Origin of the sequence: Austwickia sp. TVS 96-490-7B, assembly GCF_019331795.1 — a bacterium.
Taxonomy (GTDB): domain Bacteria; phylum Actinomycetota; class Actinomycetes; order Actinomycetales; family Dermatophilaceae; genus Austwickia.
In genome coordinates this window covers 15,244-31,977 of the sequence record NZ_JAHPZL010000048.1, presented here as the reverse complement: position 1 = coordinate 31,977, position 16,734 = coordinate 15,244, and the positions used below count along the sequence as shown (strand labels likewise).

Below are 16,734 nucleotides of genomic sequence, written 5' to 3'. Positions count from 1 at the left end.
AATTGGCATCGATTTCGGCACGCTGTTGAGTTCTCAAGAATCAGTTACCGCTTCGCTTTCAGCCTTTCAGCTTTCCGCTCGGCGACTTCTCTAAGTTATCCTTCCAGCTGAGCGAGTGTCAAATCCGTGTTTCCTGCGACATTCCACAGAAAAAACTTCTTCACACACACTCTCCGGACAACTCGGAGAACTTTGCCATCCCGCAGTATGTGAGTCAAATCGGTTCTTTATCCGAAGAGAGGGCATAGCTAAGCTATACTTACTCGTAATGGATGAAGGGACTGCAGTTCGCCTTACGCCGACTGCACCGTTTGCCTCCCCGTGCGGGGCAACCTCTCTAATGTACACCAGGTCTCGGGTGTAGGGGAAATCAGCTGTGCCAGAGCGGGTTGAGAGGGCTCAGCCCTGGTCTGAGCGGGCAGGCTGTTGAGGTCGAACCCTTAGACCGATGAATCACCATGCCTAGACCGGTGGAACACCATGGCGACGGTCACTGAAGGAACGATCACGTCGACTCGCGTACCTCAGTCGGCGAATCACCACCTCACGAAGGTCATCTGCTTCCACCACATCGTCCACCACCAGGTCAGAGAGCAAGCGTTCTAGGTCGACGTCTTCTTCGTACTCCTCTCGGCGGTCAGCCACGAATGACGCCCGTGCCACCGGATCAGAGATCTCAGCAATTTTGTTGGCATACACCGCATTGACCGCTGCCTCAGGTCCCATCACCGCGATGCGCGCCGTCGGCAACGCGATCGTGGCGTCAGGTCCGAAGCCTGGGCCAGCCATCGCGTACAGGCCCGCGCCGTACGCCTTACGAACCACGACGCACACCTGCGGCACTGTCGCCTCTGCGACCGCAGCGACCATCTTTGCCCCATGCCGGATGATGCCAGCCCGCTCAACCTCGGAACCGATCATGAAACCTGGGACATCAGCCAAATAGACCAAGGGGATTGAGAAGGCGTCACACAGGTGCACGAATCGAGCTGCCTTGTCAGCTGAGTCTCCGAAGAGCACCCCACCCCTGACAGCCGAGTTGTTGGCCACGATCCCGACAGTGCGCCCCTCCATCCGGCCCAGGCCAACCACCAACTCTGGGGCAAACAGCGCTTTGATCTCGAAGAAGCTGAACGCGTCAACCAACCCCTCGATCACCAGATGGACGTCGAACGGGGTTGACTCCACCTCAGGCACCATCTCGGCTGTCAAGGGGGCGGCAGGCGCCTCGGGGCAGAACGACGGCGGATCATCACGCCACGTCGAAGGCATATACGAGAAATAAAGTTTCGCTAGTTCAATGGCCTCTTCGTCGTCCTCAGCGAGGAGATCGCCGCATCCAGAGACAGTGCAGTGCATCCGTGCCCCGCCCATCTCCTCAAGGGTGACCTTCTCCCCCACCACCATCTCAGCCATGCGCGGGCTGCCCAGGTACATCGAGGCGTTGCCATCGACCATGATCACCACGTCAGTGAACGCGGGGATGTACGCACCACCAGCCGCACTCGGACCAAACAAACAACAGATCTGAGGCACCTTCCCAGACAGTGCCACCTCGTTGTGGAAGATCCGCCCGGCACCCCTTCTGCCGGGAAACAACTCCACCTGGTCGGTGATTCGAGCCCCCGCAGAATCAACAAACCAGAAGATCGGCAGTTCCTCCCGTAACGCTGCCTCAGTAGCGCGCACGATCTTCTCGACCGTGCGCGCACCCCACGAACCTGCCTTCACTGATGGATCATTCGCCACCACGATGGCGGCTCGGCCGTCGATGGTTCCCCGACCGGTCACCACGCCATCCGCCGGCAGCACACCCCCTGCCGTGGCGTTGGCATACCGACCATCTTCGACAAAACTTCCCTCATCGAAGAGCAGTGCCACCCGGTCACGGACGAACATCTTGCCCTGCGCATCGAGCTTCGCCTTCGCCCTCACCGGCAGGCTCGCGGTGGCGCCGTACGCCGCATTTAAGCGGATCCGCACATCACCGACCCGGGAGTCTCCGCCCTCCTCCGTCGGTGTCGGGACCGCGAACGCCTTGGAACCCATCACAGCCTCCTAGTGCTAGACATCCAGCAGCACGTCGAGTGCGGATAATGCACCTCAGGCTGGCAATCCCAGCCCTCGAGCAATCAGAATGCGTTGCACTTCCGACGTACCCTCCCCAATCTCCAAGATTTTGGCGTCCCGATAGAACCGAGCAATCGGATAATCTTCCATAAACCCATTACCACCGAAAATCTGAGTAGCAATGCGAGTGGCTGACACCGCAGCCTCAGAGGTGTAAAGCTTGGCGACCGACGCCGCTTGTTTAAATTCCGACGCAGCGACCTTACCGAGCTCCATGCTGTCCTTCATCGCGGCAGCCCGATAAGTCAGCAATCGACAAGCCTCCGCCATCACCTGAAGGTCTGCAATCTGAAATGAAACACCTTGGTAGGAGGCGATGGGCTGGCCAAATGACACACGCCGCTTGCTGTATTCCACGCACTCCTCAAGCATGCGCACCACACACCCCGTGGCCAGAGCTGCAATCGCAACACGGCCGTCATCGAGGGTGGCCAAGAACTGGGCGTAGCCCTTGCCTCGCGTGCCAAGCAGATGGGATTCCGGCACACGGACATCCTTAAAAGTGAGCCCGTGGGTGTCAGAGATCCACCAGCCGAGCTTGTCGTACGCCGGTTCGACGGTGAAACCTGGAGTGCCAGCAGGCACCATGATCGCGCTGATCTCAGGTGTGCCATCCGCACGGGTGCCCGTGCGGGCCGTGACAGTGACCACCGATGTCACCGGCGTACCAGAATTGGTGATGAAAGACTTGGCGCCGTCCACCACCCACTGGCCATCCTCCAGAACCGCCTTCGTGCGCGTCCCTCCAGCATCAGAACCTGCTTCCGGCTCAGTCAAACCGAAGCCAGCAAGTGCTTGACCAGTGGCAAGGTCGGGCAGGAAAACCTGTTTCTGCTCCGCAGTGCCATAGCGCAGGATCGGGTTGATGCCAAGACCCACCCCCGCCTCAAGGGTGATACCGATCGACTGATCGACCCGCCCCAACTCCTCAATGGCAAGACACAGATACGTAAAAGGCCCCTCCTCGTGGTGCATGCCAGCGCCGCCGTACTCCTCTGGCACCACCAAACCGAACAGCCCGAGCTCACCCAACGTGGGAATCAAGTCAGCCGGGAAATGATGTTCCTTGCTCCATCGCGCCACCTGGGGAGCGATCTCGCTGGCCGCGAAGTCGCGGACGTGGGCACGAAATTCTTCATGGTCTGCGGAGAGTTCGAACACTGTCGTCACCTTCCTCGTCCTCGTTAACGGCGAGGAACTCTGGCCGGGTGGTCGATCCGGGAATACCGGATGCTCTTGACGATGACGTCAAGGAACCTTCGCATCATGACCACCCACTCAAGGGCGCCACCTCACATCATGCGTCAAACGGTCACCCCACCCAGCCGGACGGTCCCCACCGGTCCGCAAAGCACCACATCACCAGAAAAGCCTGAGTGACCACGCCACACCCTCACCCGCCGAGAAACGCTTCTGGCCATCACCCCACTGACCATGACCCTCACCTGATATCTCAACATCAGGTGAGGGTCATCTAGTGACCACTCAACGAGCCGATGCCTCGTCCCGGTCACCAGCCGGATGCAGCGCTGAATGCCGGTAGGAGTATGCGAAATACACCATGAGTCCCAGCACAAACCACACCAGGAACCGCGCCCACGTCACCGGCTCCAAAAACGTGATCAACCACAACGAAAACACCACCCCCAAGGCAGGAACCACCGGCATTCCAGGACACCGGAATGGCCGTTCCAAGTCGGGCTTCGTCCGTCGCAACACGATCACCGAGACACACACCAGCACAAACGCCAACAAGATCCCGATATTGGTCAACTCAGCAACCTCACCGATCGGCAACAGCCCGGCAATCAGTGCCGAAGCAACCCCGACCACCCATGTCACCCGGGTCGGGACATGCCGTGTGGGATGAGTCGCAGCAAACCACTTGGGCATCAAACCGTCCCGGCTCATCGCCCACCACACCCTGGTCACCCCCAACATGAAGGTGAACATCACCGTCAAAATGCCCACGATCGCCCCGACCGCAATCACCCCGGCCAAACCGGACAAACCCACCGAGGCGAACGCCGAGGAGATCCCCGCCGTCGGATCAATCTGGGTATAGGACACCATCCCGGTCAACACCAGGCAGACCCCGACGTACAGCACCATCGAAATCGCCAACGACAACAAGATCGCCTTGGGCATGTGCCGTTGAGCGTCCTGAGACTCCTCCGCCGCCGTACTCATCGCGTCGTACCCGAAAACCGCAAAGAACACCGTCGCCGCGCCCCCCATCGCGCCCCCCACACCTGCCGGGGCAAACGGGGTGTAGTTGCCTGTCGACACGTGGAATGCACCCACCACGATCACTAAGAGCACCACCGCGACCTTGATTCCCACCACGATCGTCTCGAACCGTGCTGCGCTCTTGATCCCCCGGCTCAACATGAACGCCACGAACAGGCACAACACCATCGCGAAGACATCCACCCGATGTCCCTCACCAGTCCCCGGCGCCCCCATCATCCACAGCGGTAAGTGCACCCCCCACTGGGTCAGGATGAACGTGAAATACCCCGATATGCCGATCGCCACCACCGCGACGATCGCGGTGTATTCCAACAACAAGTCCCAGCCGATACACCACCCAACGACCTCACCCAACACCGCGTAGGAATAGGTGTAAGCCGAACCAGCGCGCGGAATCATCCCGGCGAACTCGGCATAGCTGAACGCTGCCGCCGCACTCGCGATCCCCGCGATCAGGAATGACAACAGCACCGCTGGGCCTACTCCCTTGCCCCCAGGCGCTCCGCTAGCAACACTGCCCGCCAACGAGAAGATTCCCGCCCCAATGATCCCTCCCACACCGATGGCGGTGAGCTGCCACAGACCCAACGTGGGCAACAAAGCGTCCGGACCACGATCCGGTTCGATGATCTGCTCGATGGGCTTTCGCCGTAGAAATCCAGTCTCGGCCATGCGCGAGGTCACTCCTGTTCAACCGACGAAGAAGGAGACGCGAGCCTAGCGAACAAACACACCGGCAGAACACCACCACATACCGACAAAATCAGGCCAAGCTGTCCTCAGGGCACCACATCGCGGTCCCGCACCCGTCACAGGCCACAGCCTCCCCCACGCAGACGAACCCCACCAAGGACAACCATGACCCTGACCGCAGACCAGATCCGACCGCTGCCGAAGATATCGCTACATGACCACCTCGACGGCGGACTACGGACTGCCACCATCATCGACCTCGCCGCCCAGATCGGTTGGGCCCTCCCCAGCAGCTCACCTGAAAACCTCAAGACCTGGTTCTACGACGCTGCCAGCTCTGGCTCGCTACCCCGCTACCTAGAGACCTTCGCGCACACCGTTGCGGTCCTCCAAACCCCGGAAGCCCTCACCCGCGTCGCTCGCGAATACGTCATCGACCTCGCCCACGACGGCGTGGTCTACGGCGAAACCCGATGGGCCCCAGAGCAGCACCTCACCCGCGGACTCACACCTCATGACGCGGTCGAAGCCGTCCGCGTCGGCCTTCAAGAAGGCATGCAGCGCTGCGCTGAAGCCGGCCACAGCATCGTTGTCCAGCAAATCCTCTGCAGCATGCGACATGCAGAACCCAGCACTGCAATTGCCGAGCTCGTGGTGCAGCACGCTGCAGATGGCGTTGTCGGTTTTGACATTGCCGGAGCCGAACACGGCTTTTCCGCCTCCCGGTTTGCCCCGGCCTACGAGCTCGTCCTCGGACACGGCGGACACGCCACCGCCCACGCAGGAGAAGCCGACGGTCTCGACTCGATTCGCTCCGCCGTGCACACCTGCGGCGCACAACGCATCGGTCACGGCGTGCGCATCATGGATGACATCATCCTGCCGCCCGACAGCGATCCTGCCCACGCCCGCCTGGGGGCCTTGGCCAGCGAACTTCGCGACCGTCCCATCCCCCTAGAGATCTGCCCCACCTCCAACGTCCAAACTGGGATCTGTGACAGCATCGCCGCCCACCCCGTGGCGACTCTGGCGGCATTGGGTTTCACCGTCACCGTGAACTGCGACAACCGACTTCAGAGCCGCACCACACTCACCGACGAATTTGCTCATCTCGTCGACGCTTTCGGTTACGGACCAGCAGAACTATGTCGGTTTACGCTCGACGCCGCCCGCGCCGCGTTCTGGGACAACCACCGCATCGACACCCTCATCGAGGACACCATCCGGCCCGCCTATGCAGAACTAGCCGCCCGCGACAGCTGACGGCCAGCGCCTCTACCTGGTACTCCGTACCCACTCCGTCACTGGCGCTAGAGTCGACGATGCCATGACTGCATGGCACGCCGTACCACCACCAGAACGGACCAGAACGATGAGCCGGGGTCTACCACGACGTCCCGTGCTGATCGGACTATCGATCCTGCTGGTCATCACCCTCGTCAGCACCTGCGTCACCGTTCAGCTCAGACGCGGCCCCCGACCCGATAGCGTCGAGAAAGCCGCCCGAACATGGGCCACCGAACGCGGCAGCGCACCGGCGTACGTCGCCGTCCACCAGCGGTGGCACAGCTGCGCCAGCGCCACCGTGCTGACCCGAACTGGAGCCACCAGAAACCTCGTCGTGCTTCGCAGACACGGCAGGTGGCGAGCCCACCGGGCATCACAACCCCTTGATCAGATCACTACCGAACAGACCTGCCAAGGCGCTGGACATCACTGACGCTGACTGCACGGAAGAACGAGTCCGTGCAGTCAGCGTCACCATGACCGTCAGCTCACCAATTGCCGGTCCGCCGGAATGGATGATCCAAGAGCAACTCCGTGTTGAGATCAATCTCTGATCCCATCAACTTTCCCCTCTTCTTCGGATCATTAAAAGCGAATTCACGATACACCGAGCACAAATCGGTGACTTTTGCTGAGGAATAATCGGCCCGGTACGGTGCGTCTGCCTCCAGCATGGTCGTAAACAACGACAGGCTATTGTCCTTGTTATCCACCACCTCGATGATGCGCGCATGTTGCGGGAAGTCCACGTGGCTAGCCGTGTTGATCTCCCAGAAGCTGCGATGCGACAAGGCATGCCGCCTCGGAGTGATCGCATTGGCATGGGTATGACCGTTCACCCATGCCAAGACGTTGGGGAATCGCTGCAGCAGAGCCACCACCTGACCGCCGCCGTGACGGATCTGCGGATTGGCGGGGTCGAGGAGCAGGTTGCCCATCGTTCCCGATGTGTGGTGACTGAACAACAGGAAGAGTTCGTCCGTGACGCTATGGGTCACCTCTTTCTGGCGACCGTCATAATAGCGACTGCTCCCCTTAGCGAGGGTTTCCTCCAACCAACGGAACTGGGTGTGATCCAAGGATCCATCTGAGAAGCCGGCTCTATTGGTGCTATCCAAGGCCACGCCCATTACTCCCGGAGCGATCCGGAAGGTGTAATACGCCTTCCCAGAGGCCATGGACTCTGGGGTGAAGCCGTGTCCTACCGGACCCCGTCCTGTCACGGCGGGATCAAGATGGCAACGAATGTAGTCGAACGTCGTGAACGGACGTCGCCGGGCATCAGGTGTCACCGATTGATTGATCCGGGATGCCTGACGAAGCTGCGGAGCGGAACCAGTCCGGGCGCCGTACGTCGCCTTCAGCTCCTCCATCGCCTTCGGATCGGTAAACCCCATGAACTTTTTACTGCCGGTATACGACTCCATGAGCGTCTGCCACGTTGAGGGAAAAACTCCTTGGATGGAATTGTCATGGTTGCCGAAGACGCTGAACCATGGAAAATTTAGGCCTGGACTGTCAAAAGGTGCAGTTACCCGTGAGAAGAAATTGGGAATCTGTGGAAAACCCGCTTTCTTATAGCGGTCCTGAAAAGAGATCTCGACGTTGTAATACTTCCCATCCCCGAATGTCTGCACTCCTTCCCACTCTCGCCCACCGGTATTGGCGGTGATCCGGCCTCCGGACATCACCGCGAGGAACCAATCCAGTTCAATTCGCTCGTGATTGTCGGTGTTATCCCCTGTCGAGATCACGGCATCAAAGGTGCGGCCGGTGTAAGGGCCAGCACCCACCTTGTTGATCTGTTGAACCATCCCCACGCCGCCATGCATCCCCAGTGACTCGTGCGGCCGGAACGCCGATCCGTTCAGATCAATGAGAAACTCCACCCGCATCGGTGATTGAGCATCCATGAGGTGCAAGTCTGTGACCTGAACTATCGATGCCAACCCGATGCGACGATCATCTCGTTGCGGTTTTGCCGCTCTGATGTCCTCGCGCACCTTCATCGGGAACCCTGGTCCGCCAACCAACTGTCGGTACGACGTCTTTCCCACCAACGCTCCCGGCATCGCAGCCCGTTGCAAGGTGGTGCCGAGGATGTTGATCGCCCGGGACTGGGTCTGTCTCATCGCTCTATCCCAGGCTCGAGCCGGCCCCGGGGTGATCAGGGTGACCCCTGCCGCACCAGCCAGAGCACCGGCACCGGTCATGAACGTACGACGGGAGAACTCACCCACAGCAGGAACCTCCTCGAACCCAGCGCGCCGCCCGAATCGTGGGCGGCGCAGTGGAGTTACGGTATGTTCCCGGGCTGGGCCTCACCCCTGAAACAGAAGTGATAATGCTGATTCTTTAACCAGGCCAGCGCACCAGTAACGTGGACTCTTTACGGATCAACCCTTCCGGCGAGTCACCGCCCGAAGAGGCCACTGGCGCCACGTCGAAGAGCTCCGGCTCCCACCTCACTGCAGGAGACCACAGGACGGTGCGACTTAGGTTAGCCTTACCATGTGGTCGACGCCGTTGGCGTACGTGGCAAACATCGCCGAGGTCGCGCCTCACGGTCCCTCGGAAGGTGGTTGAACAAGTGAACATCCGCGCGAAAAACGCGCTCACCCTCATTGCACTTCTGGCACTCGTGGTCCTCGCCCCATTGATCAGCCTCGGTTTCGGCGCGGCGGCCGTCCCCATCGATGAAGCCTTCGCTATCGTCGCTGGCCGCCTCACCGGCATCGACACTGGCCCCTGGGACCCCGCCGTGGAAGCCATCATCTGGCTCAACCGAGTGCCCCGTATCGTCATGGCTCTTGGCGTCGGCGCCATGCTCGGAGTCTGCGGTGTCGCCATGCAAGCGGTCGTCCGTAATCCCCTCGCTGAGCCCTACGTCCTCGGCATCAGCTCAGGCGCCGCTGCCGGAGCAGGCATCGCGATCGTCATCATTGGCGCGTCCTCCTCGTGGGGTATCGGCAGCCTCGCCTTCACCGGCGCTGCTCTGGCCAGCGGACTCGTGCTGATGATCGGCACCGGACGCACCGGATCCACCCTGCGGCTCATCCTCGCCGGCATCGCCATCGGTTTCGTCTTTCAAGCCATCACCAACCTGCTCATCATCGCGAGCAATAACGCCGAAACCGCCCAAGCCGTGGTCTTCTGGGGCTTAGGATCACTCACCCGCGCAGGGCTGGAAGAAGCACTCACCGTCCTGGGTGGAGCAGCTGCCCTCACCGCGCTGCTGTGGCTGGTTGGCCCCTACCTTGATGCACTCGCTTCTGGCGACGAAGAATGCCTCACTGTCGGCATCAACCCCACCCTCACCCGCATGCTGCTCCTCATCCCCATCTCGGCAGGAGTGGCCCTCGCCGTCGCCACCTCCGGCGGCATTGGATTTATCGGTTTAGTGATCCCCCACATCATGCGCCCTGCCGTCGGACACGCCCATCGCACGCTCGTCCTCGGCACCGCGTTGGCCGCAGCCCTGTTTCTCCTCGTCACCGACACCGTGGCGCGCACCGCCTTAGGCGCTGTCGAGATCCCCATCGGCATCATCACCGCCATCCTCGGCGCCCCGGTCCTGCTCATCCTCGTCCACCGCGGACACATCTCCTAAGGGGTGTCACTCGTGATCATCGCGCGCAACATCAGCGTTGACAGGTCAGGTCATCGGGTCCTGGATAGCGTCAGTCTCGCCACAAAACCAGACCGTACGATCGGCATCATCGGCCCGAACGGCGCTGGCAAATCGACCCTTTTACGCACCCTGTATCGGTCGCTGGCCGTAGCCTCCGGCGAGATCCACGTCGACGGAGATCAGCTGGAATCACTCAGTCGCCGCGACGTCGCTCGTCGTATCTCTGTTGTCGCTCAGGTTCATGGATCAGCGCTGCCACTGCCCGTACGAGACAGCGTCGCCCTCGGTCGACTCAGTCACCGAGGCCTGGCCGGATACGGCGATAACGATGACCGAGAACGCGTCGACCGCGCCATAGCTCAAGTCGGTCTAGAAGGCTTCGAAAACCGGCTGACCACCGAACTCTCCGGCGGCGAGATGCAACGAGTCCTCATCGCCCGCGCCATCGTTCAGGACGCGACCCACCTCCTGTTGGACGAACCCACCAACCACCTCGACATCTTCCACCAGTACCAGGTACTCGATCTCGTCCGTGACCTGCGAAAAACCTGCGTTGTCGTCCTGCACGACTTGAATCTCGCCTCCCAATACTGCGACGAACTCGTTCTCCTCGATCGCGGACGCATCGTGAGTTCAGGTCGCGCTGACGACGTGCTCACCGCCGAACGCATCACCGAGGTGTACCGCGTCCGCTGCGAAGTCCTGCATCACAGCAACGGCCAGCGGCACATCGTCTACTCATCCGTCGCCCAAGAACAGGCCGACACTACGGCCACCTCAGGAAAGGTCGCCTCATGATCACCCGACACCTACGCCGACACTGCGTGAGCGCTCTCGCGGTCACACTCGGCATCGGCGCCCTCACCGGTTGCGGAGCATCCAGCGCCAAACAGTCCGCCTCGAGTGCGACCTCTGGCACTAGCTCTGCGATCAGCGTGGAGACCTGTGGGCGGACCTTAAGTGTGCCTGAACCACCCAAGCGGGTGGTCTTCATCAACTCGGTGGGAACCTCGGCTCTCCAAGAACTCGGTTTGCTGGATCGGGTGATTGGACGGGCCGGGAACTTGGACACCAGCGTCTTCGAGGGAGCAGCCAAAGAATCTCTGGACAAGATCCCCACCATCGCAGGCAAAGACACCGGTAGCGGTCACATCTCGGTGTCCACTGAGTCACTGATCGAACGCAAGCCTGACCTGGTGATCGGTTTTACCTCAGCGGTGGATGGCGCCAAGTTGGAGGCGGCCAAGATCCCGTTCTATGTGCCCGCCGCGTACTGCACCAAACGACCAGAGGGAAAAATCACCTTTGATTCGGTGTACAAGGAGGTCACTACCTTTGGCACGCTCTTTGGGGTGTCAGATAAAGCTGACAAGGTCAATGCTGACCTGCGGTCACGGGTAGAGACCGTCACCAAGGACCACCAGGGGGACGCTGCACGCACCGCAGCAGCGGTCTATGTGACCCCCGGTGACAGCAAGCTGTCGGCTTACGGGAATCAGGGAATGTCCCAGCCGATTTTTGAGGCGGTCGGCTTGAAGAATATCTACGCGGACCATGGTGGACGGACCTTCGACCTGTCTCACGAGGATTTGCTGTCGAAGAACCCTGACGTGGTGTTGTTGCTGCACAGCTCAGGCAAGAAGGAGGAGGTCCTGTCCACCTTCACCCAAACCGGGGGATTGTCTGCTTTGAAGGCTGTGGCTTCTCATAAGGTCGTCGTACTTCCTTACCCGTTGACAGACCCGCCGTCGCCGTTGTCGGTGACGGGAGCTGAACGTCTCGCTGAAATGCTCGGGGAGAAGAAAGACTGAGCATCCCGGGATGGTCCCGCCACCTCATCGGGCGGGACCATGCCGACCCGCCAGCCTTGAACGACCACCCCGCGGCCATCGGTCTGAGGGCCGGCCGAGGACAATGGGCAAAACTCGACGAGGAGTCACTCATGTCTGAACCCCACGCTGACCCCCTGCTCGTCCTCGACGCCACCGACATCGGCGCGGTCTATACCCCAGATGTCGCTATCGCGTCCCAACAAGAGGCGTTTACCGCCCTCGGTGAAGGCCACGCCTGCCAGCCGGAACGGATCTTGATGGAAGGTCCCGACGGTTCCAATGTGTTCTGTTACGCCGCGAAACTCGGCCCGCGCGCTCCTGGCGTCGCTAAGTTTGGTGCTGTTGTCCCCGGAAACCTCGACCGAGGTTTGCCCAGCATCTCGGCGCTCGTCGTCGTACTGGACCCGGACACCGGACGGCCCGCAGCGATCCTTGACGGTGCGACCATCACCACTGAACGAACCGCCGCCGCGACCGCCGCTGCCCTCACCCGACTTGCGCGCGCCGACGCCGACACACTGACGATCATCGGCACTGGCGTCCAAGCCGAAGCGCATGCCCGGCTCATCGCTCATGCCCTGGACCTGCGACACATCAGGATCGTCGGTCAGTTCCCTGACCAGGCCGAGGCCCTCGCTAAACGTCTCACCGCGTGCACCGGAGTCACCACCCTTGCTGCCCCAGATGTCACCGCCGCCTGCACCGATGCTCATATCGTCGTGACCTGCACCACCAGCACCACACCGGTCCTCGAGGACACCGATATCCCCGATGGGTGCACAGTCGTCAGCATCGGTTCCTACGCGCCAGATCGCACCGAACTCCCCACTGCGTTGCTGGCACGTGCTGACCTGGTGGTCGTCGACCATGGCACGATCGCCGCCCACCACGCCGGGTCAGTGATTGCCGCCGTCAGTGACGGTGCGATCCGCCATGAAGACATCGTGGAAGTGGGCGCGGTCTTCGCAGGCACGCATCCCGGCCGCCGTACCACCTCTGAAGTGGTCGTCTACAACGCTGTGGGCATCGGCGTACAAGATGCTGCTGCAGCAGCAGCGATCGTCAAGGGCGCCCGAGCAGCTGGACGCGGCACCCCGCTGCAGTTGTGACCGGACGCACAACTCTCTGACCGACCGCGGCCTTCGCCCTGCTGGGACCATGCTGAACAGCACACCCTGATGGGGAGGTCGGGGCATGACCAATCACACCATTGTCATCGGCGCCGGGGCGATCGGCGCATGCAGCGCTTTAGGCCTGGTCCGCACCGGACGGCAGGTGACCGTGCTCGACCGAGCCACCGGGTGGGGGCAAGGATGCTCCGCAGGCAATGCCGGATTGGTCTGCGCCAGCCACTACGGACGGTGGGCGCACCGACGTGACATCGTCCACGCACTGCGATGGCTCAGCCAGCGTGACGGGGCGATGAGGGTGCGTCCCACGCCGGCGGTGACTGCTTTCCTCACCCGTGCGATGACACTCACGCCCACACGTGCTCGGGAAGCAGACCGGGTATCCCAGCGGTTATGCGAACGCAGTCTCGAGGCACACCACCGGCTCCTGGATGAGGGAATCAACTGGAAACCCAGCTGGGATGGTCTCTTTGATGTGTTTCGTACCCGGGAGGCCCTCACTAGCGCAGCCCAACGTATCCGGCCGCAAGACATGGTGCTGACCGGTGACGAAGCTCGGTCCTGGGAACCTGCTGTGGGGCCGGAGGTGCTCGGCGTGCTGTTCCGAGTCGGAGACGGCTTCGGGGATCCGGCACGATTCGTCGCTGAAGTGGGTGCCCTCGCCACCGCGGCGGGAGTGATCTGTTGTCCGGCCACCACCGTCACCGGGATACGTCGGGAACACGGTCGGCTCAGCGTCCACCTCATCACCCGAGACGGCACATCGACGCAGATCAGCGCAGATCATGTGCTGATTGCGGCAGGGGCGGCGACAGTAGGCCTCTCGCGAGGCACGGTGAGCGCCGGGATCCTGCAAGGAGGTCGGGGACAGAGCATTGATCTCGACAGCGCAAACCGCCCCTGCCCCAGTCGGCCGTTAATCCTGCGTGAGGATCGGGTCGCGTTGACACCACTGCCTGGACGACTCCGGGTGGCTGGCCGGATGGATTTTGGCGGCGGCGACACCGTTGACCTAGGCAGATTGGACGCATTACGGCAGCAAGCGGAGCTCGCTCTGCCTGGATGGTCACAGGCCGCGGCCACCCCAGGATGGGCTGGCGCCAGACCCTGCACCCCCGACGGGAATCCGCTCTTGGGATGGCTGGATAGCGAACACACCATCGCGGTGGCCACCGGTCACGGCATGCTCGGGCTGACCCTAGCTCCAGTCACCGCGGACATGGTGGTGTCGCTGTTCTCCGGCCGCGCTGACGCTGACCTGTGTGTCCTTGATCCACATCGGTTCCGTCGGTAACTGAGCCCTTGCCAGCGGGCTCTGCAGCGTGATGCATCTCGGACGACCAGCGCTCAGGACGTACGTCGTTACGATCAGGCAGTGACACAGTTCGACCCCGGGATGATTTTTGATGCGGTGGATGTCACCGGAGTCGTGGCTAACGCGCTGCTGGGCGGCGCAGTGGCACGCGCACGACGGTTCGACATCGTGGGTTTCACAGTGCTGGGTGTGTGTTCAGGTTTGGGGGGTGGGGTGATCCGTGATGTCCTGCTCGCTTCTGGACTTCCCGTGGCCCTGACCAACCCGGCGTACCTTCCGGCAGCGATTCTGGCCTCGATTGCCGCGTACCTGTTAGCTGTGGGGCGCTGGACCACACGGCTGCTCATGGTCGCTGATGTCTTGGCGCTGGGCTGCTGGGCAGCGACCGGGACGCATAAAGCATTGGGGGTGGGATTAGCTTGGCTGCCGGCAGTGCTCGTCGGTGTCTTGACTGCTGTCGGCGGTGGAATCATCCGAGATGTGCTGGTGGCCCGCGCCCCGGTGGTGTTTGGCGGGAACACGCTCTATGCCTCGGTCGCGCTGGTGGGCAGCGCTGAGATGCTCTTGATGGACCAGCTCGGTCGCCCAGTCGTCGGCATGGCCATCTCGATCATGACGTGCGCTGCTTTGGGGTTAGTTGCCCGGTGGCGCGGATGGACGCTACCGGGAGCAGCCCAGTGGAATCTCCGCCTACCTGCGGTGCCGTCGTTATCTGTCAGGTACGTCGACACGTGGCGGCGTCATCCTGGCACCCCTGTGGACACCGACGGACCTGGCGCTGGTTGATCCGTGATGGTGTCACCTTCCCTGACCGGGTGACAGCACGCGCAGACACGACAGGAGGGCCTGGCATCGTCGTATCGATGCCAGGCCCTCCTGTCGGAGACAGCTTGGGAAATAACCCTCTCAGGCAGCTGTCGATCGGTTGTCCAGCCTGATCAGTGGCTTTGGCGGTAGTCCTCGACCGTGACGCGCAAGTGTTCCACGGAGCCGCGCAGACGGTCACCGTCGTACGAGTCCTTCAGCAAGGAGCAGCGCGCGGCAACGTCGTAGAACCGACGCAGCTCAGCGAAACCGCCACCGGTACGTTCGATGATCCGGCTGAGCGGTTCGGAGGCAGCTTCGGCAGCACCGAGGGTGTCAATCTCACCACGCCACTTCGTCGACAGGCGCAGCACCCGGTCTGCCTGCCGGACGGCATCTTCGACCAGAGCCGGCACCAGGGAGGCTTCTTCCAACACGGTGCGGTCTGCGGATTCCAGGTCGGCCGCTCCCTCAGTGAGAGCCCGACACAACAACACCATGGACTCCATCGTGTCGCCATCCTCATACCCATCGATGAGCTCAGCCGCGAACGTGCCGACCATGCTGTTGTGCAAACGGAGCAGCGCGATACGCATCCTCAGCCAGCGCACAGATGACGCCAACGTCTTCAGGTGGTCTCCCAACGCTTCGAGGAGGTCACGAGCCCGAGTGACGTGGTCAGTCATCCGGCCAGCAAGGTCTGACACGAACGGCGGGTGGTCGCTGGCGTTCTGGCCGAGAGCAGCAGCAGCCTGCGCTTCCCGCTCTGCCGCCAGGGCAGCTGCAATGGATACCTCGTCGATCGCCGCACCCTCGGTGGCAGCCTGTGCCACCTCCGCGAGACGCTCAGACGCAGGCGCGGAATCGGCGTAGCTGGCCTCCAGGGCCACCACGAGCTCCGCGTAGTCATCCAAGTGGGACACCAACCTGGCGGTCTGCCGGTCGATGTCATGGGTGATCTGCAGAAGTGTCGCCACCGGGCCGGTGGCATCGGGCCGTTGCGGCAACCCAGCAGACTGTCGGCTCTGCTCAGCCATCTCCAGCGGCAACGTCGCCAAAGCGAGGTCATCGACGCTTTCAATCCCGAAGGGCGCCATGCCCTCCATGACCAAGTCCAAGCCCAAAGCTGCTGCCTCTGGGCCGCTCATGCCTTCGGCGCGAGCCTGGAGCTCCTTTTCGCGAACGCCTCGGTACATCGCATCGGACACCTGGACCAACTGAGTGGCCAACGGGCGTTTGCGCACAGAGAGGTATTTATCACCAACCGGCAGTAGCGTGGCGAACACCCAGTAGTAACTGCCGTCCTTGGTGATGTTCTTCATGTAGGCGCAGGCGGGACGCCCGGCCTTCAGCTGGTCCCAGACCAGCTTGTAGGCGCCACCTGGCATCTCAGGATGGCGGACGATGTTATGTGGGGCGCCGACCAACTCCTCGTGGGTATACCCCGAGAGTCGGACGAAGATCGAGTTTGCCATCTCGATGACGCCCGCAGCGTCGGTGGTCGAGAAGAACAGCTCGTCGACGCCGAACGTGCACTCGTGATCTGTGGGCTCAACGACATGGACCATCTTTTGGCCTCCCCCTGAATATATCGGTGCGAGGAATCGTCCGCCCTGTTGCCCCTTTGGCACACGATGCCTCATCTTGACCATAGCTCAA

13 protein-coding genes are annotated in these 16,734 nt (G+C 61.7%); 8 read left to right on the top strand and 5 right to left on the bottom strand.

Translation table 11 applies throughout. The features are described from left to right. Nucleotides 1-462: 462 nt before the first annotated feature. From KEM60_RS16130 to KEM60_RS16120, 3 genes are all read right to left on the bottom strand, one after another. Nucleotides 463-2,049, bottom strand: coding sequence for an acyl-CoA carboxylase subunit beta (locus KEM60_RS16130; protein ID WP_219232476.1), 1,587 nt, complete (start codon nucleotides 2,047-2,049; stop codon nucleotides 463-465). Between the two features lie 54 nt (nucleotides 2,050-2,103). Then, a complete protein-coding gene (locus KEM60_RS16125) occupies nucleotides 2,104-3,291 on the bottom strand; it encodes an acyl-CoA dehydrogenase family protein (protein WP_219232478.1) in 1,188 nt (395 codons plus the stop codon). Nucleotides 3,292-3,615: 324 nt separating this feature from the next. Then, on the bottom strand, nucleotides 3,616-5,055 hold the full coding sequence (locus tag KEM60_RS16120) for an amino acid permease (RefSeq protein WP_219232474.1): 1,440 nt from the start codon (nucleotides 5,053-5,055) through the stop codon (nucleotides 3,616-3,618). A gap of 186 nt (nucleotides 5,056-5,241) precedes the next feature. Between KEM60_RS16120 and KEM60_RS16115 the strand changes: the two genes are divergently transcribed. Together KEM60_RS16115 and KEM60_RS16110 are read left to right on the top strand one after the other, a co-directional pair. Continuing rightward, entirely contained in the window at nucleotides 5,242-6,339 is a 1,098-nt protein-coding gene (locus KEM60_RS16115; RefSeq protein ID WP_219232472.1) for an adenosine deaminase, read from the top strand. Nucleotides 6,340-6,403: 64 nt separating this feature from the next. Next, on the top strand, nucleotides 6,404-6,796 hold the full coding sequence (locus KEM60_RS16110) for a hypothetical protein (RefSeq protein ID WP_219232470.1): 393 nt from the start codon (nucleotides 6,404-6,406) through the stop codon (nucleotides 6,794-6,796). A gap of 55 nt (nucleotides 6,797-6,851) precedes the next feature. Here the strand turns inward: KEM60_RS16110 and KEM60_RS16105 are convergent, their stop codons facing one another. Next, nucleotides 6,852-8,603, bottom strand: a complete 1,752-nt coding sequence (locus KEM60_RS16105) for a TIGR03767 family metallophosphoesterase (protein WP_219232468.1) — start codon at nucleotides 8,601-8,603, stop codon at nucleotides 6,852-6,854. Between the two features lie 350 nt (nucleotides 8,604-8,953). Between KEM60_RS16105 and KEM60_RS16100 the strand changes: the two genes are divergently transcribed. From KEM60_RS16100 to KEM60_RS16075, 6 genes are all read left to right on the top strand, one after another. Beyond that, entirely contained in the window at nucleotides 8,954-9,973 is a 1,020-nt protein-coding gene (locus tag KEM60_RS16100) for an iron ABC transporter permease (RefSeq protein WP_219232466.1), read from the top strand. 12 nt (nucleotides 9,974-9,985) lie between these two features. After that, nucleotides 9,986-10,792 (top strand): ABC transporter ATP-binding protein, encoded by an 807-nt coding sequence (locus KEM60_RS16095; RefSeq protein WP_219232464.1) that lies wholly within the window; start codon nucleotides 9,986-9,988, stop codon nucleotides 10,790-10,792. Further along, nucleotides 10,789-11,805 carry an ABC transporter substrate-binding protein gene (locus KEM60_RS16090; protein ID WP_219232462.1) on the top strand — a complete coding sequence of 339 codons (1,017 nt, stop codon included), beginning with the start codon at nucleotides 10,789-10,791 and terminating at the stop codon, nucleotides 11,803-11,805. Before KEM60_RS16095 ends, KEM60_RS16090 begins: the two co-directional genes overlap by 4 nt. Before the next feature lie 131 nt (nucleotides 11,806-11,936). After that, nucleotides 11,937-12,935, top strand: a complete 999-nt coding sequence (locus KEM60_RS16085) for an ornithine cyclodeaminase family protein (RefSeq protein WP_219232460.1) — start codon at nucleotides 11,937-11,939, stop codon at nucleotides 12,933-12,935. Nucleotides 12,936-13,020: 85 nt separating this feature from the next. Beyond that, nucleotides 13,021-14,250 (top strand): FAD-binding oxidoreductase, encoded by a 1,230-nt coding sequence (locus KEM60_RS16080; protein ID WP_219232458.1) that lies wholly within the window; start codon nucleotides 13,021-13,023, stop codon nucleotides 14,248-14,250. 81 nt (nucleotides 14,251-14,331) lie between these two features. Then, on the top strand, nucleotides 14,332-15,057 hold the full coding sequence (locus tag KEM60_RS16075; RefSeq protein ID WP_219232456.1) for a trimeric intracellular cation channel family protein: 726 nt from the start codon (nucleotides 14,332-14,334) through the stop codon (nucleotides 15,055-15,057). Nucleotides 15,058-15,209: 152 nt separating this feature from the next. On the opposite strand, the gene KEM60_RS16070 is transcribed toward KEM60_RS16075, so the two are convergent. Further along, nucleotides 15,210-16,643 (bottom strand): PAS domain-containing protein, encoded by a 1,434-nt coding sequence (locus KEM60_RS16070; protein ID WP_219232454.1) that lies wholly within the window; start codon nucleotides 16,641-16,643, stop codon nucleotides 15,210-15,212. Nucleotides 16,644-16,734 lie beyond the last annotated feature (91 nt).

What these genes read in the sequence shown, in the direction of transcription:
- KEM60_RS16130 (WP_219232476.1), bottom strand. Translation starts at nt 2,049, where the DNA reads ATGGGTTCCAAGGCGTTCGCGGTCCCGACACCGACGGAGGAGGGCGGA.
- KEM60_RS16120 (WP_219232474.1), bottom strand. Translation starts at nt 5,055, where the DNA reads ATGGCCGAGACTGGATTTCTACGGCGAAAGCCCATCGAGCAGATCATC.
- KEM60_RS16115 (WP_219232472.1), top strand. Translation starts at nt 5,242, where the DNA reads ATGACCCTGACCGCAGACCAGATCCGACCGCTGCCGAAGATATCGCTA.
- KEM60_RS16110 (WP_219232470.1), top strand. Translation starts at nt 6,404, where the DNA reads ATGACTGCATGGCACGCCGTACCACCACCAGAACGGACCAGAACGATG.
- KEM60_RS16090 (WP_219232462.1), top strand. Translation starts at nt 10,789, where the DNA reads ATGATCACCCGACACCTACGCCGACACTGCGTGAGCGCTCTCGCGGTC.
- KEM60_RS16085 (WP_219232460.1), top strand. Translation starts at nt 11,937, where the DNA reads ATGTCTGAACCCCACGCTGACCCCCTGCTCGTCCTCGACGCCACCGAC.
- KEM60_RS16080 (WP_219232458.1), top strand. Translation starts at nt 13,021, where the DNA reads ATGACCAATCACACCATTGTCATCGGCGCCGGGGCGATCGGCGCATGC.
- KEM60_RS16070 (WP_219232454.1), bottom strand. Translation starts at nt 16,643, where the DNA reads ATGGTCCATGTCGTTGAGCCCACAGATCACGAGTGCACGTTCGGCGTC.